The organism is Candidatus Binataceae bacterium (genome assembly GCA_035508495.1).
Taxonomy (GTDB): Bacteria; Desulfobacterota; Binatia; order Binatales; family Binataceae; genus JASHPB01.
The window spans coordinates 1-19,546 of the sequence record DATJMX010000022.1 but is presented as its reverse complement, the minus strand read 5'-3'; the positions used below and the strand labels follow the sequence as shown (position 1 = coordinate 19,546).

At 61.6% G+C, this 19,546-nt stretch carries 18 protein-coding genes; 6 read left to right on the top strand and 12 right to left on the bottom strand.

Features of this window, described 5'->3' with window-relative positions:
- Positions 1 to 69: 69 nt before the first annotated feature.
- Together VMA09_07160 and VMA09_07155 are read right to left on the bottom strand one after the other, a co-directional pair.
- Positions 70 to 669 carry a TlpA disulfide reductase family protein gene (locus VMA09_07160; protein HUA33366.1) on the bottom strand — a complete coding sequence of 200 codons (600 nt, stop codon included), beginning with the start codon at positions 667 to 669 and terminating at the stop codon, positions 70 to 72.
- Positions 670 to 672: 3 nt separating this feature from the next.
- Positions 673 to 1,515, bottom strand: a complete 843-nt coding sequence (locus VMA09_07155) for a prolipoprotein diacylglyceryl transferase (GenBank protein HUA33365.1) — start codon at positions 1,513 to 1,515, stop codon at positions 673 to 675.
- Positions 1,516 to 1,606: 91 nt separating this feature from the next.
- Between VMA09_07155 and dtd the strand changes: the two genes are divergently transcribed.
- From dtd to VMA09_07140, 3 genes are read left to right on the top strand one after another with little or no spacing between them, the layout of a single operon-like run.
- On the top strand, positions 1,607 to 2,053 hold the full coding sequence (gene dtd, locus VMA09_07150; protein HUA33364.1) for a D-aminoacyl-tRNA deacylase: 447 nt from the start codon (positions 1,607 to 1,609) through the stop codon (positions 2,051 to 2,053).
- A 7-nt stretch (positions 2,054 to 2,060) separates the two neighbouring features.
- Positions 2,061 to 2,534: a DUF1285 domain-containing protein gene (locus VMA09_07145; protein HUA33363.1), complete on the top strand. Its 474-nt coding sequence runs from the start codon at positions 2,061 to 2,063 to the stop codon at positions 2,532 to 2,534.
- Between the two features lie 9 nt (positions 2,535 to 2,543).
- Positions 2,544 to 3,026: a tRNA (cytidine(34)-2'-O)-methyltransferase gene (locus VMA09_07140; GenBank protein HUA33362.1), complete on the top strand. Its 483-nt coding sequence runs from the start codon at positions 2,544 to 2,546 to the stop codon at positions 3,024 to 3,026.
- Positions 3,027 to 3,185: 159 nt separating this feature from the next.
- On the opposite strand, the gene VMA09_07135 is transcribed toward VMA09_07140, so the two are convergent.
- From VMA09_07135 to VMA09_07105, 7 genes are all read right to left on the bottom strand, one after another.
- Entirely contained in the window at positions 3,186 to 3,455 is a 270-nt protein-coding gene (locus VMA09_07135; GenBank protein HUA33361.1) for a hypothetical protein, read from the bottom strand.
- Positions 3,456 to 3,507: 52 nt separating this feature from the next.
- Complete coding sequence (locus VMA09_07130) at positions 3,508 to 3,900, bottom strand: VOC family protein (GenBank protein HUA33360.1); 393 nt, start codon at positions 3,898 to 3,900, stop codon at positions 3,508 to 3,510.
- 58 nt (positions 3,901 to 3,958) lie between these two features.
- Positions 3,959 to 4,870: an ABC transporter permease gene (locus tag VMA09_07125; protein HUA33359.1), complete on the bottom strand. Its 912-nt coding sequence runs from the start codon at positions 4,868 to 4,870 to the stop codon at positions 3,959 to 3,961.
- Entirely contained in the window at positions 4,863 to 5,930 is a 1,068-nt protein-coding gene (locus VMA09_07120) for an ABC transporter permease (protein ID HUA33358.1), read from the bottom strand. The genes VMA09_07125 and VMA09_07120 overlap by 8 nt, the downstream gene beginning before the upstream one ends.
- Before the next feature lie 4 nt (positions 5,931 to 5,934).
- Positions 5,935 to 7,395 carry an ABC transporter ATP-binding protein gene (locus VMA09_07115; protein ID HUA33357.1) on the bottom strand — a complete coding sequence of 487 codons (1,461 nt, stop codon included), beginning with the start codon at positions 7,393 to 7,395 and terminating at the stop codon, positions 5,935 to 5,937.
- Positions 7,396 to 8,730 carry an HDIG domain-containing protein gene (locus VMA09_07110; protein ID HUA33356.1) on the bottom strand — a complete coding sequence of 445 codons (1,335 nt, stop codon included), beginning with the start codon at positions 8,728 to 8,730 and terminating at the stop codon, positions 7,396 to 7,398.
- A gap of 325 nt (positions 8,731 to 9,055) precedes the next feature.
- Positions 9,056 to 9,844, bottom strand: a complete 789-nt coding sequence (locus tag VMA09_07105; protein HUA33355.1) for an SDR family oxidoreductase — start codon at positions 9,842 to 9,844, stop codon at positions 9,056 to 9,058.
- A 160-nt stretch (positions 9,845 to 10,004) separates the two neighbouring features.
- Between VMA09_07105 and VMA09_07100 the strand changes: the two genes are divergently transcribed.
- Complete coding sequence (locus VMA09_07100; protein ID HUA33354.1) at positions 10,005 to 10,232, top strand: hypothetical protein; 228 nt, start codon at positions 10,005 to 10,007, stop codon at positions 10,230 to 10,232.
- A 9-nt stretch (positions 10,233 to 10,241) separates the two neighbouring features.
- On the opposite strand, the gene VMA09_07095 is transcribed toward VMA09_07100, so the two are convergent.
- The 3 genes from VMA09_07095 to VMA09_07085 form a co-directional block, all read right to left on the bottom strand.
- Complete coding sequence (locus VMA09_07095; protein HUA33353.1) at positions 10,242 to 13,490, bottom strand: adenylate/guanylate cyclase domain-containing protein; 3,249 nt, start codon at positions 13,488 to 13,490, stop codon at positions 10,242 to 10,244.
- An 82-nt stretch (positions 13,491 to 13,572) separates the two neighbouring features.
- Complete coding sequence (locus VMA09_07090; GenBank protein ID HUA33352.1) at positions 13,573 to 14,646, bottom strand: AI-2E family transporter; 1,074 nt, start codon at positions 14,644 to 14,646, stop codon at positions 13,573 to 13,575.
- 65 nt (positions 14,647 to 14,711) lie between these two features.
- Positions 14,712 to 15,491, bottom strand: a complete 780-nt coding sequence (locus VMA09_07085) for a hypothetical protein (protein ID HUA33351.1) — start codon at positions 15,489 to 15,491, stop codon at positions 14,712 to 14,714.
- 201 nt (positions 15,492 to 15,692) lie between these two features.
- Between VMA09_07085 and VMA09_07080 the strand changes: the two genes are divergently transcribed.
- Complete coding sequence (locus tag VMA09_07080) at positions 15,693 to 18,155, top strand: hypothetical protein (protein HUA33350.1); 2,463 nt, start codon at positions 15,693 to 15,695, stop codon at positions 18,153 to 18,155.
- A 714-nt stretch (positions 18,156 to 18,869) separates the two neighbouring features.
- Positions 18,870 to 19,334: a tetratricopeptide repeat protein gene (locus tag VMA09_07075; GenBank protein HUA33349.1), complete on the top strand. Its 465-nt coding sequence runs from the start codon at positions 18,870 to 18,872 to the stop codon at positions 19,332 to 19,334.
- The last annotated feature ends 212 nt before the right edge of the window (positions 19,335 to 19,546 follow it).

Sequence of the window (19,546 nt, the reverse complement as noted above, 5' to 3'; positions counted from 1 at the left end):
GCCAGAAAGAGTTTGAACATTGAACCATATGGACGCGCCGGATGCACACGACGAAGAGGCAGCACCCGGTCATCCTTGTTTAGCATCGAGCAATTGTTGCAGGGCGTCCTTGACGTCGGGCCGCGACCAGTCAAAACCACCCATGTGATGGGCGACGATGCGCCCGTTGCGGTCGATTATGAAGGTCTCGGGAACCCCGCTCACGTCATACGATGTACTCACCTTGTTTTCCGGGTCGAGCAGAACCGTGAAGTGATAGCCGTTCTTTGCAACGTACGGCGCCACCGCCGTGCGTCCCCGCTCGTCCTGGCTAACGGCCAGCATCACGAAGTCCTTGTTGGTCATGAATTCGTTGTACAGCGTCTCCATCGAAGGCATTTCCTCGCGGCACGGCCCGCACCAGGTCGCCCAGATATTGAGGAACACGACCTTGCCCGCGAACTGATCGAGCGTAACGGTCGCGCCGTCGAGTGATTCGAGCTTGAAATTGGCGGCCTTGGGCCCAGCGGCGACCGGCTCATCCTTTGAGGACGACGACGGGGCCGGGATCGTTTCGCCGACGAAGGGCTGCTCGGAAGCGCGCCGATTCTCAATGATGATCGCGAGACCAAGTCCAACGACGACCACGAAGGCCGCAATCACGTAGAGAAATCGGTTACTGTTCTCCATCGCTCAGGCTCTTAGCGCCTCTTTGGGTTCAACCGCCTGCGGAGTCTCGCGCGACGAAGTCAGCAGGAGACCGACCGTACCTCCGACCATCATCGCAATCGCGATCAGTTGCGCCTCGCTCAGGCCCATGAAGACTCGCGGATTGATCCTTACGAACTCAACCAGAAAGCGCGCCCCCCCGCCGAGGACAAGATACCAGTAAAAGAGCCGTCCCGGGGCGCCATAATTCTTCCTGATCGACCACAAGTAAGAGAACACCAACATATAGAGGATAGTTTCGTAGATCGGCGCCGGATGAACCCTGACGCCGGGGAAGTAGCCCGAGACAAGCTGTCCGTGCTCATCAAGTTTCAGAACGGTCTGCGCGTTCCATCCGACGATCGCGTTTTTGTAGGCCACCGCCCACGGCAGCGTCGAAGGCAACCCCCAGTCGCCGTCACCCGACAGATGGCATCCGATTCGCCCAAGAGCCTGTCCGATTGCGAGCGCGGGCCCGGCCAGGTCGCAGGTTATCGCGAAGGGAATTTTGTACCGTCGCGAGACGAGAAAGACCGCTGCCAGGCCGCCGATCAGGCCACCATACCAGACAAAGCCCGAGCCGGAGAAAATCATCGATTTCGGGTCGGCGAGGTAGGCCGGCAGGTCGTCAAGGATCGCGTAGATTCGCGAGCCCGCGATTCCGCCGATCGCCGCCCAGATAACCATCGACGAGGAATACTCGGGGTCGATACCGCGGCGCTTGCAATCGAGGCGAATCACCAGATCCGCCGCCAGGAAGCCCAGCGCCATCATCAAGCCGTAGCTGTAGACGGTCAGGGGTCCGAGCTGGAAAAGAACAGGAATCATATCTGGTTGAACTATATTACCGGCTCGCCACCCAGCACCACAGGGGCCAATTCGCTTGCGCCTGCCCGACTCACCATTATAGGACGCACGGATGCGCGCAGTTCTTCAACGTGTAAGTCAGGCTGAGGTCCGAATCGGGGGCAAAATCGTCGGCCGGATCGGGCGCGGCCTCGTCGTTTTGCTCGGCGTGGCGCGCGATGACACCGAAGCTGACGCCGATTTTATCTGCGATCGCACGCTCGGGATGCGCATCTTCGCCGACGCCGACGGCAAGATGAACCTCGCGCTGACGAAGGTTGGCGGCGAGTTGCTGGTAGTCTCGCAATTCACACTCCTGGCCGATACCGAGTCGGGGCGGCGGCCATCATTTATACGAGCGGCAGCGCCCGACGATGCGCGGCGGCTCTACGAGCACTTTCTCTCGCTCGCCCATCAAGCCGGTGTTAAAGTTGAGGCAGGTGAGTTCGGCGCGATGATGGAAGTCGACCTAGTCAACGACGGCCCGGTCACGATCCTCCTCGACAGCCGCAACCGGTGAAATCCACATGGCACGGGCGGGCTTTTACGCCGTCGAGTCGGGAAAAATCTCCTTTCGACGCGACGGCAACTGGTACAGCGACGACGAGCGCATCGACAACCCGCGCATCGCGCTGCTCTTCAGCCAGAGTATCCGGCGCAATCCCGACGGCTCGTACTATCTGCAAGTCGCCGAGGAACGTGCGTCGATCACGGTCGAAGATACGCCCTACGTCGTGAAGGCAGTCGAGGACGACGAGCTCGGCGGCTTCATGATAGTGCTCAACGACGACTCTCGCGAAGCGCTCAGCGCCGACGCGCTCGAGGTCGGTGATGACAACGTGCTCTATGTGCGGGCTAAAGGCGGCGAGTATCGCGCACGCTTCTTGCGCTCGGCGTACTACCATCTCAGCGATCGATTCGAGTCCGACGAGCACGGCAACTTCTTCATCACGCTCCGCGGCAAGCGCGAACCTGTCGGCCATAGCGCCGCGCGCGCCTGAACGAATTCGATGCGCCTCGAGGAGCCCAATCTGCACATCGTGCTGGTGCGTCCCGAGATCCCGCAGAACACCGGCTCGATCGCGAGGCTGGCCGCGGCGACGCGCACGCAGCTGCATCTCGTCGGCCCGCTGGGATTCTCGCTGGAAGATCGCTATCTGAAGCGCGCCGGCCTCGATTACTGGCCGCTGGTGGATCTGATCACGTATCGCGACTGGGATGAATTCGCCGCCGCGCATCCGGGCATACCCTCCAAATATTTTTCGACGCACGCGCGCAAATCATACCTCGACGCGGCGTACTCGACCGGCGACTACGTATTCTTCGGCAGCGAAACGAAGGGCCTAGGCCGCGAATTCGTCGCAGATCGAATCGAAGACGCGTATCGAATCCCGATCTTCGAATCCGGCGTCCGCAGCCTCAACCTCTCCAACGCAGTTTCGATAGTTGTCTACGAAGCGCTGCGCCAAACCGGCGCCCTCGAAGGCAAATAACTTCTGAAATTCTGAAAAATACAGCAGGGTGGGCGTCCCTGCCCGCCGTTGAGACGGCGCGCCGCGCGCCTTCGATGCTTTACAAACTGTGGCGCGGGCCGATGGCTCGCGCATCTCAATGGCGGGCAGGGACGCCCACCCGACTATATTTTTTCAGGATCAGGACTTCGGGGCGCGCTTCGTGCCGCAGGAGCCGCATCCAGAACCGCACGCCTTCTGCACCGGCGGCGAGCCAATGAAGTAGCCGGTCGCTTCGAGCTCCTCCGCATCCACCCAATCGAGGCGCTCGTCGATCGGCGCATCGCAATGCACACACATCCGATGCTCATTGCCGTCGGCGTCGAATCCCACGTGGGTGAGCACTGTTTTCTCGCACCCGCCGCAAAACGCCATCGGAAACGAGCCGAGAATCTGAGGATTCGCCGCCATAATCTAAGACTCTATATCGCAGCGGCGTGCAGGCGAAAGTGCTGCTCCGGGTTCACTTCGGTGGCGTGTGCGTGGCGATCCACCACGTGTTGCCATAGGCGTCTCTTACGCCGCCCACGCGATCGCCCCAGGTCATGTCGGCAGGCTCTCGCACCGCTTTGGCGCCTACGCTCAGCGCCTTGACGAATGTCGCGTCGACATCGGGAACGTACACCCACAGCGCAGAGGCCATCGACTTGTCGGCGAAATATCCCGAGCCAAAATCCACGCGCGAGTCACCGATCATCACTTCATTGTGGCTGCTACCGTCGGCGGCTACGTCGCCGCCGTGCAGCACTTCGGCGCCGAACACATCTATCAGGAAATCAATCAGCCCTTGGCCGCCATACAAGTACGGCGTGATCGTGCGATATCCGGGCTGGATGTAGCCTTTGTCATCTGCCATCAAGGTGCCTCCGATCGCGTGACTGCCGCTCCAACTAAACGTGCGAAAGGCTCGAAAGTTACGATCGGATGTAAGGCTCGCCGAGCGCGCTGGGCGCGGCGGCCTGGCCGCCGACCGTCGCCAGCACGACGAGCGTCAGCGCGTAGGGCAGCGCTAGAAAGAACTGATACGGGATCGCGGTGCCCAGAGCCTGCATCGCGAACTGCAGCGCCATCGCGGCGCCGAATAGTAATGACGCCGCGGCGAGTCCCCACGATTTCCAACGGCCCAGGATAACGACCGACAGCGCGACGAAGCCGCGGCCGGCCGAGATGTTCTCGACGAAGGTGTTCGCATACGCGAGCGTCAGGAAAGCGCCCGCGACTCCGGTGAGCGCGCCCGACACGAGCAGCGCCTCCCATCTGAGGCGATACACTCCGAGCCCGAGCGCATCCGCGGCATCGGGACGCTCGCCCGCGGCGCGCAAGCGAAGTCCGTATCGCGTGCGCATCATGATGAAGCCCGCGATCGGGATCAGCGCAAACGTGATGTACACGAGCAGGTTATGATCGAAGAACGCGGGTCCGATAATCGGGATGCTGGCGAGCGGACCGAGCGGCAGCCGCGGCATCGACTTCACCATGAATGACGACCCGGTGACGCCGAAGAACTGGCGGTAGAAAACTCCGGTGAGACCTAGCGCCAGAATATTGAGCGCGGTGCCGGCGACGACCTGGCTCACGGCGAGGTTCACCACCATCGCGGCGAAGATCGCATTGATCGCGACGCCAGCCGCGATTCCCGCGCCGAGGCCGAGCAGCATACTGCCGCTGAAGTACGCGACCGCGAACGCGAAGAACGCGCCCGACAGCATCGCGCCTTCGATTCCAATATTGATGATGCCGCTTTCCTCGACCAGGAGTTCGCCGATAGCCGCGAGCAGGATCGGCGTCGTCATGCCGATCGTGGATTTGAGGAACGCTTCAAGCATCGCGCGACACCGCCGGCTGTGCGGGCCCCTCAACCACCGGGCGGAAGCTCGCACCGAGCCGCTCCGCGTATGGCGTATCGAACGCGAGCAGGATCAGAATCACCGTGCCTTCCATCACCTGCACGAGCACGGGCGAAACTCCGACCGCGCGCTGCATCGCTTGCGAGCCGTTGTCGAGCGCGCCAAAGAGGAGAGCAGCGACGAGAATCCCGAGCGGATTCAGCCGCGCAACGAGCGCGACCGCGATCGCCTCGTAGCCCCAGCCCGGAGAAATCTTCTCGTACAGGCGATGAGTGATCGCCGCGATATGGGCAGCCCCGCCAAGTCCTGCGAGCGCGCCGCTCAGCGCCATCACACGGATCGTAAGCGCGGCGATCGGGATACCGAAGAAAGTCGAGGCGCGGCGATTTCGTCCCATCGCGCGCAGCTCGAAACCGACGGTGGTGTGGAACATCAGCAGGTAGCATCCTGCCGCCAGCGCGATCGCGATCACGACTCCGAGGTTGAGGCGGCTCGGCTGGAAATAGAATCCAAGCTCCGCCGCGTGCGCGATCGGCGCGCTCTCGGGAAACGCGCGCGTCGGTTCCATCAGCGGACCGTGCACGACCCAGCTTAGAGTCTGCGCGGCGACGAAGTTAAGCATGATCGTGCTGATAACTTCGTTGACGTCGCGCCGCGCGCGCAGCCATCCCGCGATTCCGCCCCAAATCGCGCCGCCAAACGCGCCCGATGCGAGCAGGATCGTCACCGCTATCGAATGAGGCCAGCCGTCGAGCCATGGGCCGATCGCGCCCGCGGCGATCGCACCGGCCACCAGCTGCCCGTCGGCGCCGATATTCCACAGCGCCCCCGAGAACGCGAGCGAGACGGCGAGGCCCGTGAACACCAGCGGTGTGGCTTTGACGATCGTGTCTGTGAACGCGTACCAGCTTCCGAATGCGCCATCGCCGAGCGCGGCGAACACGGCGATCGGCGACGCACCCAGCGCAAGAAGAACGATCGAAATGATCGCGGCGGCGAGCGCGATCGCGGCGGCGGGTTTGATCAGCGCCGAAAGCATCGAATCAGTCCCACGCCCCCGCCATCAGAAGCCCGAGCCGCTCGGGATTGCGCTCGTGCGACTCGGCCTCGCGAATTTTCCCGCGGCTGATTACGAGCAGCCGGCCGCATAGCACTAGCAGCTCGTCGAGATCGCTCGAGATCAGCAAGACCGCGCCGCCGCCCGCGGCGAACTCGACGAGCGTGCGATGAACATCGGCAGTCGCCGCCAGATCGAGGCCGCGGCAGACGTTGTGCGCGATAATGATCCTCGGATTGAGCGCGAGCGCGCGCGCAACTTCGAGGCGTTGGCGATTGCCGCCTGAAAGCGAGGCCGCGGTCGCGTCGGGACCCGGCGCGCGCACGCGAAAGCGCTGGATAAGCTCCGCGCAGAGCTCGATCGCGCGCGGGCGATCGAGCCATCCCCGGCGCGCGAAGCGCTCGCGCAGCGGCCGCTCGAGCAGCATGTTCTCCCACAGCGTCATATCGAGCACGAGTCCGTCGTGATCGCGATCTTCGGGAATCACGGCCATCGACGATGAGCCCGCCGCTTCGATCGTGCCACCATCCGGTTTGCGTACGCGCGCCAGTAGCTCGACCAGCTCCGGCTGTCCGTTGCCATCGACGCCCGCAAGCCCCGTGATCTCGCCGCCGCGCAGCTCGAGATTCAAATGATCGAGAATCGTGCGCCCGTCAGAAACGAGATTGAGGTTCGCGATCCGCAGCAACGGCTCGGTCGCATGCGACGGCGTTGCTGAAACCTCGGCCGGCGCAGCCAGATCGCCGATCATGAATTGCGCGAGCTCGCGCTGGCTGGTTTCCGCGACTGTCGTGCGCGCGACGACGCGGCCCTGCCGCAAAACTGTGATTCGATCGGCGGCGGCCATCGCCTCGGCCAGCTTGTGAGTTATCCAGATGATTATTCGATTCTCGCCGCGCAGGCGCCGCAGCAAATCGAGAAAGCCCGCAAGCTCCGACGGCGCCAGCACGCTCGTCGGCTCGTCGAAGATCAGCACGCGCGGCTCGAAGCTGAGCGCGCGCAGCAACTCAAGCCGCACACGTTCAGTCACCGAGCGCTGCTCGACGAGCGCGCCGGCACTTGGCAGCTCGAAGCCGAGCCGCTGCGCCATCGCGCGCGCTTTGGATGCGACAGCCGCGAGATCGTATTTGCCCTGCGCACCGAAGCCGCCGAGCGCAAGATTCTCTTCCCACGTCATGCGCTCGAAGAGCAGCGGGCTCTGATGCACCGCGGCGATTCCCGCCGCGAGCGCGTCGTGCGGCGAGCCGGCGCTGAGCGCACGTCCATCGAGCCTCGCCTCGCCGGAGTCCTGGCGCACTGCGCCCGCGATCACGTTCATGAGCGTGGTTTTGCCGGCGCCGTTCTCGCCGATGAGCGCGTGGATCTCGCCGGGGCGAGCCGCGAAATCAACTGCGTCGAGCGCGAGCGTGCGCCCGAATCGTTTCGTTATGGCGTGTGCTTCGAGCACCTACGCGGCGCTTTGCGGCGAGGGCGATCCGTATTGGCTGCGCACGTAGTCGAGCGCCGCCTCGCGCGAAGTCAGGACGCCGTCGAGTTGCTGATCTTCGACATCCTTGAGGATCGCCTTGAAGCGCGGGCCCGGTGCGAAGCCGAGGCCGATCAGATCGTTGCCGCCGATGAGGCGCGGCGGGCGGATTTCCGCGGCGCTCATCGTAGTGCGTGCGCGGTGACACAGGTTCCAGAAGCCCATGTACGAGCTCGACGCAAAGGTGTCCATCAGCGCGACTTCCATCAGCTCATCGAAACCGTCTTCCGCGAGCATCCGCTTGAGCGTCGCCGGGCGCATCCGCGGCGCCATCGTGAGCCGCAGATGATTTCGCACGAGATACGCGACACGCTCCTGTACAAAGCGCGAGCGCTTGAGCCGCGCCATGATCCCGGCCGCCATTTCCGCGCCGATATCCGTATGCCCATAGAACGTGACCTTGTCGCCAACTACGGCGCGCGTGCGCGGCTTGGCGACATCGTGAAACAGGATCCCGAACGCGACGGTCTCGGAGCAGTCCGCGGGCAGCATCGAAACCGCGAGCCGCGTATGCGTATAAACGTCGCCCTCGGGATGAAAATTCTCCGGCTGCGCGCATCCAACCATCTCGAGCACTTCGGGGATCAGGGCCTGCATCAGTCCACTTGCAGTTAGCAGGTCGATGCCGCGCGCGGCGCGTCCCTCGGTCATCAACCTCATGAGCTCTTCGCCGATTCGCTCCGCGGAGATATCGACGATCGTCGGCGCCGAGCGTTTCATCGCCGCCCAGGTCGCGGGATCGATCACGAAATCGAGCCGCGCCGCGAAACGCGCCGCGCGCAGGATACGCAGGTGATCTTCTTCGAAACGGTCGTAGGGATTTCCGATCGCGCGCACGATCCCAGCGCGCAGATCGCGCATCCCGCCGACCAGATCGATCAGCCGATCCTCCATCGGATCGTAGTACATGCCACCGATCGTGAAGTCGCGGCGAATCGCGTCTTCCTCGATCGTGCCGAAGCGGACCGACGAGGGACGGCGGCCATCGATATACTCGGCATCGGCGCGGAACGTCGCGACTTCGTACTGTTCATCGTCGAGCAGCACCGCGATCACGCCGAACTTCGCGCCGACTGCGACGGTGCGATCGAACATCCGCTGCACGACCTCGGGCCGCGCGTCGGTCGCGATATCGTAGTCCTTGGGCGCGACGCCGAGCATTCGATCGCGCACGCATCCGCCGTTGAAGTAGGCCACGAAGCCCGCCTCCCGCAGCTTGCGCACGATCGCAATCGCTTTCTGTTCGTTCGCGTTCAATCGATTCCTCGGACCTTGTTCTCTGTCCCGAATCTCAGCCCGCATTATTCTTATAACCTCGCCCGCAAAGCGGAAGAGGTCGACTGGATCGCGACTTGAGATGTCTGAGTTCAAGTCGCGATCCGGTCGGGTTAGGGTTCCGCGCTCGGAGCTTGCACAAATGTTCTTGACGGAGATCGCTGTATGCTCCGAACGCTGCACCCTCACCCGCGCGTCACGGCGCTTGCGAAAAAATCGCAACCGCCGCGCCACGCGACCTCTCCCACAAAAAAGTGGGCGAGGTGGTTCATATTCTAACGGGCTGTGATGCGGGCGCTACAGGGCCTCACTCGCGGCGCAGCGTGGGCGCGCCGAGCACGATGCCGCCGTCGACGGCGATTACCTGGCCCGTCACGTTGATCGCCTTGCCGGAGCACAGCCACGCAACGGTGTGGCCGATATCGTCCATGGTCTGCTCGCGGCCGAGTGGCACCAGCGATTTGACCGTCGCCTCGAACGTGGCGCGCGCGTTGCTGTCGCCGCCGCCCAGCGCCGCGCCGAGATTCTCCCACACCTTCGTATAGATGAGACCCGGGGCGACGGCGTTGACGCGGATTCCATCGGGACCGAGCTGCAGCGCGAGCGTCTTCGTGTACGAAATCACGCCGGCCTTGGCCGCCGCATATGCCGCCAGCACGGGAGACGGCAGCAGACCCGCGATCGACGAGGTGTTGCAGATCGCGCCGCCGCTCTTCATCCGCGGCGCAATTTCGCGCGACACGATATAGACCGAGTTGAGATTCAGATCGACATAGCGCCGCCAGGTATCGACGCTGTCCCACATCGTCTGGTGTCCCGACTCAAACCACGCGCGCTCGCCGCCGCCGGCGTTGTTGCACAGCACGTCAGGATGCGGTCCGAAGCGCGAGGCGATCTCCTCCATCGCGGCGTGAATCTGCTTTTCGTCGGTCACGTCGGAGGCGAAGCCCTCGACCTTGTCTTTTATCGAGGGTGGCGGCCCCGCGAGCTCCTTGTCGATAACGGCGATTCGATCGACGACTTTTTCATTCAGCAGCGCGTTGACGATTCCAAGTCCGAGTCCGCGCGCGCCGCCAGTCACGATGGCATACTTCATCGAATTTCGCGGCGCGGTTGAGATTCGCGTCCGCCCTCCAAAGATGCGTGCAGTTGCAGGTCAGAACGTTACTAGACGTGGCGCGCGCGCGACAACCGAATCGTTTTGGGACGCAAAGCGTCTCCATATACAGGGAGGTCGCTTCGAGCGAACCACAAAGATGTTCAGCATGGTTCTGTTCGCGGTCGCCGCGTTTGCCGCTAACTTGATCGCAGTTGCGATTACCTTTGGCACATTGATTCTCGAACGCAGACTCGGCCTCGGCCGGGGCGTTGCGCTTGACGCGATTCTGATTATGGCCGCCTCTTATGGATTCGGCGCATGGCTGCTCGGCCGCGCCCTGGTGCGGCGCTTCAGCAGCGCATCTGGTGAGATCAGCGTTCGCTGAGACGCGGCGCTAGTTCAATTGATCGAGCATGGACCTCGCGGCCTTGAGATCCGCGGTGTCGAGGCCGTCGGTAAACCAGTTGTAGACGGGATTCAGCAACTCACGAGCGCCCGCGCGATCTTGCCGCGATGCCAAGAGTCTCGCGAGGCTGGTCGCGGCGCGTATCTCCCAACATTTGGTGTTCATCTCGCGAGCGAGCCTGATCGCTTCGCGAAAATCAGCTTCCGCCGCATCCTGTTGTCCAGTCCTGATGCGCAAGTCACCGCGGCATCGCAGGATATCCGGCTGATAGATCAGTTCCTCGGGATTGGCCGCGAGCGCATTCTCGATTGATGCGAGCGCATCTTCCAGCCTGCCATCGAGCGCCTGCACCTCGGCCAACTGCGTCAGCAATTCCGTGAATCCGACGCGCGCGCCGAGCTCGGCGAGCGAATCCAGCGCCTCGCGCATCGACTTCAAACCTTCGCTCGTATCGCCGAGATGCGCCACGGCCCATCCGATCGAAAATCGCGCCAGGTCGCGACAATACGAAAAGCCGCGCTCTTCGCAGATCACCAGGCTCTCGTTTGCCGCTTCCTGGGTGAGTCGAGGTTCGCGCAGGAAGCAATGAAACCAGCTCTCAAACCATCGCGCGAAAGCTTCGTCGTAAGGATTGTGACTCTCCTTGGAGAGGGCGACGCCGCGGACCGCCCGCGCACGGGCTGCGTCGATGCGGCCCGTCGCCCATAGGCCGATGCTCGAGAAGCCATAGACGTTTGAGAGCACGCCGGCGAGCTTCCTCGGACCGATCGACTCAATACAAGCGTCGAAACGCTCGAAATACTCCTCCGCTCCCGCCATGTCACCGCGATACAGACGCACCGTGACCTGACTGTTGTAGGCAAGCCCGCGTTCCTGTTCGGTGCCTTCACGTTCGACCAGGTCCATCATTTGATCGGCGAGCGCGGCCGATGCCGCATGATCGCCAGCCGCATAAGCGGCAGCCCATGCGCTGAATCCTTGTCTGAAAATATCGCCGGTGCTGCCAGTTTTCTCGGCCAGAGCGCGGGCGCGCCCGAGCATCTCGACGGTTTCGCGCGCCGCGTAGCCCCACGCTCTTTGCAGCAGCCAGAGCAGCGGCAGCACGAGTTTGAGCTCGCGAGCATCGCGCTCGGGCGACTCGGGAAGCGTAGCCAGGTCGGCCAGAGCCTGACGCAGATTCTGCTCGGCTTCACGATACGCGCCGCGCGCTTCGGCGCCCTGGCTGGCGTCCTTCCAGGCCGCGACGGCGAGTTCCGCTTCACCCGCGTCGGTCCAATGACGCGCGATCGTTTCGCCGCGCGCCGAGGCCATCGCAGGGAATTTCTCGACGATCGTTTGCGCTACGCGTCGATGCATCTCCTTGCGTCGGGTCTTGAGCAAGGCCTCGTACGCGGCATCCTGGATGAGCGCGTGCTTGAACTGGTAGGTGGCCTCGGGCGGGATTCCGCGCGCGTAAATCAACTCGGCGTCAGCGAGTTTGAGCAGGGCCGACTGCAACTGCGTTTCAGGTATCGATGCGACAGCGGCGAGGAGTTCGTAGGAGAAATCACGGCCGATAACTGCCGCGATCTGCGCGACTTCCTTCGCGCGGCCGAGGCGATCGAGCCGCGCCTCGAGCGAATCGTGCAGCGTCGCTGGAATCTCGTGCGCCGCCGAACGGCCGCGGCGCTCGAGCATCAGGCGCGTCAGCTCTTCAGCGAAAAGCGGCACGCCGTCGGTGCGCTTGACGACCGCCTCGATCACATTCAGGTCGAGCGCGTGCCGGGCTGCGACCCCGGCCACCATCTCGCGCGTCTCGCGGTCGCTCAGCCGGCTCAGCATGATCTGCGAATGATGCGCGCGGGCCGGCCATGGCGCGCGAAACTCAGGCCGCGCCGTGAAGAGCAGCAGGATCGAGGCGGTCGCGCCATGGTCCACCAGCATCTGGCTGAGCTCGAGCGTCGAAGGATCCGCCCATTGCAGATCTTCGATCACAATGACGAGAGGCTGCGACCTGGCGAGACTCAGAATCCACATCGCGAGGTTCGCGAGCAGGCGGCGGCGCTTCTGATCCGCGGCGAACATCAGCGGCGAATATTTTTCTCCGACCGCAAGATTGAGCATTTCGGCGATCAGCGGCACCGCCTCGCTGACCTTCATTCCCGCCGCTTCCATTGAACGCTCGAGGTCGTTGATGCGCCGCTCGTCGGGTTCGCCGCCGCTCCATCCAAGGCTCTGCGCGAGAATCTGCGTCACGGCATGAAAAGGGGTACTCTGAAAGAACTGCTCGCCCGCGCATTCGATCCAGATATGAGGCACGTTGGCGACTCGCGCGCGGAACTCCTCGACCAGGCGCGACTTGCCGATTCCGGGCTCTCCCACCGCGAGCACGATCTGACCCTCGCCCTGGCGCGCGCGCTCCCATCGGCTCAGCACGAGCCGCAGTTCCTCGTCGCGGCCGACGAACGGCGTCACGGCGCGAGCATCATCGCGATAGGTGCGGCGGCGCGCCGCAACCGGCGCAATCACGCGATGCAATTGAACCGGCTCCGCAACGCCCTTGAGCTGATGCGCGCCGCGATCGTCGAGCTCGAACGCGCCGGACACGAGCTGATGCACTGCGTCGGTGATAAAGACCGAGTCGGGCGCGGCGGCGCCCTGCACGCGCGACGCGATATTCGGAGTATGGCCGAACACGTCGGCCTCCGCGCCGCCGGCATGTCCGACGACGACCGAGCCCGCATCGATACCGACGCGCACGGCGAGCTTCACATTGTGACTGGCGGCAAGTTTCTTGTTGAGCTCCGCGACCGCCTCGACGATCGCGAGCCCGGCGCGTACGGCACGCTGCGCGTCGTCCTCGTGCGCCTCGGGCCATCCGAAATAAACCATCAGGCCGTCGCCGAGATACTTGGCGACATGACCGCCCGCGCGCTCGACCGCGTCAGCCGCGGTACGCTGATACTGCGCGGCAATCTGGTGCCATTCTTCGGGATCGATATGCGATGCGATCTCGGTCGAGTTGACCAGGTCGCAGAAGAGTACCGTCAGATGACGCCGCTCGCCGTCGGCGGCGCCCTCGGGCGTTGCGGATGGAGCTGCAATGTCGGAAACCGACGTTCCGCACTCGACGCAGAATCGCGCTCCGGGTGAATTCTCGAAGCCGCAGCCAGGACAGGCGCGGCGAAGTTGTGCGCCGCATTGCGCGCAGAACTTCGACCGGTCGGAATTATCAGTCCCACAAGAGGGACACCGCATTGGTTCCTCGTGCCCCCTCGAGCCCACTATCGCGGAATCGCATGCGAAGTCCAAGCGAAGCAGAACGTGTTTTAACTGGTGATTATGCGGCTTCGCGCCGGTTCTCGCCGTAGGTTTTCCGATATACGCGAAGGAGAGCAGCGAAGATCGAGATGATCGCCGGGCCGAGGAACAGGCCGAGCGGGCCGTAGGCCTCGATCCCGCCCATGATCGCCAGGAACAGCGCGAGCGTCGGCAGGCTGGTGCCGTGGCGCATCGCGATCGGCTTGATGAAGTTGTCGATAATCGCAAGGCAGATCGCGCACCACACGACGAGGCCGATTGCCGAGCCCCATCCGGCGGTGTAGAGCAGCCAGATCGCCGCGGGGAGCCAGATGAGCGCCGTGCCGCCGATCGGCAGGAGGCCCGCCGCCGCGGATGCGAGCGCGAGGAACAACCAGTAGGGCACACCGAAGACCAGCAGGCCGATTCCGATCGTCACGCCCTGGAGCAGAGCGGTGAGCATCAGACCGCGGATCACTGAGGAGAGCGTCGCGCGCAGCGTCTCGAAAATCGCGGCCTTGTCATCTTCATGCAGCGGGGTGAGCGAGCGCAGCGATTGGTAGTAGTAGTCGCCGTCGCGCAGCATGTAGAAGAACGCGAGCAGCGCGATACTGAAATCGAACACGAAGCCCGCGATATTGCGCGCGACCTGTGTGCCGTTCTTCATAACGTAGTCGCTGGTGACCTGCGCCGCCTGCATCGCGACCTTGGGCAACTGGTCGTTGAGCTCGTAGCCATGCTCATGCATCCGCAGCGCGAGCCACGAGAGCGGCCCGATGTGAATCAGCATGTCGTTGATCTTGTGGATGTCCTCGCCCTGCGCCCACTTCGACGCTTCGGCATAGAGCGCCTGCGCCTCGACCACGAGCCGCCCGGAGAGCCATACCGAGGGCATGACGACAAGGAATCCGACGACGAGGCTGATGATCACGGAGGCAAGCGTGCGGCTCTTCACCAATCGCTGCACGTGGATGAGCGAAGGATGGGCCATGAAGGCGAGCAGGATTCCCCAGGCAAACGGCACGAAAAACGGCGTGAGAAGCTGGTACAGCTCATAGGCCATCAAGGCCAGAAAGCCGAAAAAGAACACCTGCACGATGCGCTCGCGATCCATGATCCCGGCGCGCAGCTTAGCAAATAGTGGGGCGATTGGCGCGAGCGCCGACAGTCGGGGGCAAATCAGTTGGCGGCGGCAATCGGCTGGGTTATCTGCTGCGAGGAGGCGCGGCCGAAGATCAGGAACTTATACGACAGCGCGACTGTGCCAATAACCGTCGCGACCTCAAACGTATGAATCCCCACGCCAACAATATCGAGCCCCGCGGTGATCAGTTGCCAAGAGTTGTTCCCGACGTGGTCGACCAGTCTGGCGACGACGAACCACGGACCGAGCGCGATCGCATCGATCGCGAGCATCCGTTCGAAATATCCACGAGTTTGACGAAGTGCGGGCTCAAATCCCGCATATCGTTGAATCGCGATCGCGGGGAAAACGAACGAGCACCTTATACACATGATGATCGCGATCGTCGCGCCGACGATTACAACCGCGGCGGCGCCCGTCAGCGGCAATGATTCGTGCGTGACGTAATAGTGGATATGCGCCGATTGCATGAGCATTGCGGGGAAGCCAACGGTCACCGCCACTGCAGTGACCAGGAGGGCGTATGCGGCTAGATACTGCAGCTCGACTTTTCCGACCGCGAAGACCGGCCGTCTGGCGATAGATTGCGGTCCGAGCAGGATCAGTCGGAACCACGCCACCGCAAATGGCGTAAACGCCAAAGTGTTCACGATCCAGGAGATGACGCGCTGCTGGTTCTGGCTCATCCCGTAATACGCGAGGACCCAGGCGAGCAGAGACACAACGGCGTTCGCCAAGGTTGGTATCCACACGAAGTTGGCAAAGGTGTCGAGATGCTGAAACGGCAGAATTACCGCCTCGATCGCGATTCGCACGATTGGGAGATCGCGAGACCGCTCTTTTTCACGCTTCGATGAAGGTTCGCCCGCTGTCACAGTTAACATGACGAGGTGTCAGGCCGCCAAGTTTCCCAACCGCATTGGAATCTGGCAAGGGCGGCGCATCGCGACTCCCCCTTGCCTTCAAATGGGCGCCTGATGTCTTCTGGAGGCGGCGCCGCGTACACTTCGAGTGACATGAACAGAGTCGTTGAGTGGTTTTCGCGCAATCGGGGGGCACTGCTGGGATTCGCTCTTCGCCTGTCAGTAGTTCCGGTCGTCTTTTTCCTCGTTTATCTCGATGTGATCGTTCATTTCGTGATCTTCATGACGATCGTCGGTGCGATCGCATCGATCGTCTGGAGCCTCACCTACTGGCGGCCGGGGCGCATCCAAATCGGCCGGCGGGGAATGCGCTACCGGAACGTCCGCCACGTGGCGCGCCTGCTTTCCTCACTTGGCGTCGCAATTTTAATCGCATACGTAGCGGGACATCAGTATTGGTCGCCGTCCGAACCGAAACATCCTCGCCTGGAATGGCCTTTCGAAGTCAAGTTGAGCATTGGCCTCGCCAAACTGGACAATGACAACGATGGGCACGTTGTGAACCTGCTCTACGACGAACTCCGCAATCATTCGTCGCGACTCAGCCTTAAGCTCAAGAAACTGGATACGTCGATCGAGCAAAAGAATGACCCGATCGCGACTCATATCGAGGCGTACAACTCGATGTACGACAGCCAGGTCGGGATGCTGATTTGGGGTTCTGCGAAAGACAAATCAAACCCATCCGTCACGGCACTCTTCCTCACGATTTGGCCGTTTTCATTCGGCGGCATGTTCCAGCCTTTGGATTTCAAACTGCCGGAGGTTCCACCCGAAGACCTTCTTCCGATAGTGACTCTCGTTGTGGCTCGGGAATCGCCCGAGCCTGACCTCTGGATGCATCCTGTCAACTCCGACTACCTGACCCCGTATACCACCCGCGTGCAGGAGCTACTTCGCGACAAGGGCGCCACCTGGGGCCCGGATGCAATCGCGCGTGTGAACTTCATCATCGGGGTCGCGCTCTCCGATACGGCGTGGCGGACCGGCGATGACAAGATGATGGCCGAGGCGAATGCCAGCTACGATAAATCGCTGCACCACTGGAATCGGAAGGACAACCCGCTCGAATGGGCAATGGTTCAGAGCAATCTCGTTGCCGATATGTATCACCAAGGCATGCTCGCTCCGGACACAGCTCTGCTGAAGCAGGCCGCCGCGGCATGCCGCGAGATCCTGGCCGTATACTCGCCTCAAAGCGATCCGTTCGATCTCGCAATAGTGCAGCGTGCGCTTGGCAGCATACTTGTGGATATCGGAACTCGCGATGCGGATACGGCCAGCATGCGCGATGGAGTTGCACTTATCGCCAAGGCGATGCTGAGCTTCAGCTTGTCCGACCAGCATTACGAATGGGCTTTAACACAAATGCAACTTGGCAATGCTCTCGCCCAAATCGGCCTGCGTGACAACGATGCAGCGGAACTGGACAAGGCGCGCCATCCCCTGAATGAAGCGCTCACGGTGCTCACGCGCCAAAGATTTCCTTTTGAGTGGGCGGAGATCATGCATAGCCTGGCCGGCACGATGGTCGGACTGGGCGACCTCCAGCATAATGTCGACTACGTCCAGTCGGGGATCGCGATGTACAACGAAATACTCCGTGTGAGAAATCGTCTTGACTATCCATACGCATGGGCGCAGACGCAGATTGCGCTGGGTGGCGCTCTCGAAACACTGAGCAAATCAGACGGGGATACGGCACACGTCACTGAGGCTGCTCAACATTTCCAACTGGCGCTTCAGGTCTTCACGCCGGAAAATGATCCGCCCGAGTACAATGCGGCGCGTGAGAGCTTGAATTCCGCGCTGGTTGATTTGGGGGATCGCAATACCGGCGAAAACGACTTGCATAATGCTATCGCCCAAGGCCGGGAAACGCTCCGACATCTTTCACCTGATCGGGATCCGAAAGCATGGGGCCAGGCGCAGTACGCATTGAGTATTGCCTATCAGCGTCTCGCCTCGCGCGAACCTAAGCCTCAGTATTTTCAAGCCGCGGTCGCCGCCGCGAGAGAAGCGGCAAAGGTATTTCCGCTCTCGACCGGAATCCAGGAATGGACTGATGGCCAATCAAATCTCGCTGGTGCCTTGTCGGCGGAGGGCAGGAGCGAAGGCAATCCAGCTCTTCTGGCGGAGGCTGTCGCAATTTATCAAAACGCACTCCCCAAGCTGCCGCGCGATCGCTATCCCGAGCGCTGGGCTGCGATGCAGGTTAACTTGGGAATCGCGCTAGCCGATCTCGCCGATCAGGAGAGCGACAATGCTGCCCACTACAATCAAGCAATAGAGGCCTATAAGCAGGCGCTCACAGTCTACTCGCGGGATAAGAGCCCGACGTCCTGGGCATGGACGAAATTTAATCTTTCCTCGGTGTATTACACGATGGGTGTGAAGGAGACCGGCACTCAACATTTGCAAATGGCCGCGGAGGAATTACGCGACGCACTTTCTGCGTTGTCGAAAGAAAAGAACCCCGAGCAATACCACGAGACCTACGAGAATCTGAACCAGACTTTGGAAGCTCTCCGCAGCCGCGGCTGGTACGGCGGCTGAATATCGCCGGGCTGGAACACTACGCTTCGCAAAATGAACTTGGGTGACCTCGGCCTATGTGAGCTTGAAGAAGATGACCCCTACGGTCTTAGCTTTCGCCGGTTTCTTGACGGCAGTCTTTGTTGTCAAAAATGCAGAGCACAGCCATACGGGTTACAGTGATGCTCGGCGTTGAAGTAGTTGGAAGCCGTTATTGAAGCCAGCTCATCAAGAAAACAACAGAGCTCTGGATCGACCCTACTTGGACTCAATGTACCGTTCGCGCAGTGGACGGTCTCCGCACCGAGTACCTCGCTAGAGTGGCGCAAACGGGTTGACCGGTGCCGACGTAGTGAACCATCCTCATGGTTGGGGTGCCGGCCCAGAGCAAAAAGCCTGCGACGCCGATCTATGTCAATGCATGTATGACATAGGCCAACCCACAGGGATGTCGAGGGTCGCGACCTCGTTTTTCTGTTATTGATTTGGCTAACGTCGGTACTGAATTTGAAGGATGCTCGCTGTCTGATTTAATAGAAAGTTTGTACTGAGGTTCCTTTATTCGTCGTGATTGTTGGGAGTAGGCGCCGCGCTGCAGGAATTCGGTATGCGTAGAGAAAAAAAGGGTCTTGGTCGGCAACTCAAACGCGCAGCGGATCGGTACGTTGACTCAGCCCAGATTTGTTCGCGCGAAGCTCCATTGATGCGTCGGAAGGAAATATTGAACAAAAACCTTTGCGCGAAGCTATTGCCCGCGCCAGACGAGCGCTGCTGCTCGACCCTTCGAACTACGATGCGTTGGTTCTATTAGGAACGATATATAGCGACTTCGACGACGAGAAATCTCTCGCCGAGGCACTGCAAGCCTATGATCCCGCAATAGGCCTGGAACCCGGGCGCTTCGACGCTTACCTGGAAAAAGCGGACCTCTTTATGGACCAGAAGCGCCACTCCGAAGCCTTACCCCTCGCCAAAAAGGGATTCGAACTCGCCTTACGCGATGAGAGCGACCCCTACCTCCTCGCTCTCGAGTATATGACATGGATTCGCGCGCTTTTCGAAAACAAGCGGTTTAAAGAGGCTAGGCGAGCGATTCAGGACGCACTACAGGCGTGCCCCGGCAAGTTGATGTCGTCGAGTGCGGACGACTGGCTCAGGCTCATTGCCGACGCCGAGAAGGCCAAACTGGTAGGGCATTGAGGTAGCACGTTTAGATCCGTCCCTCAAAACTCAGGTCGCCCGCTTCGTACGAATCCGTTACCGTTCATCGTTGCTTTGGACGCCAATGTATTGCAGGCACATAGCTCAATGGGAGAGCGCTTCCTTGACACGGGAGAGGTCGGCGGTTCTATGCCACGCTTAGCCAGTACCGCGTCCGGTGCCCTTTCTTCTTAGAGTTCTGCTGGCCACTG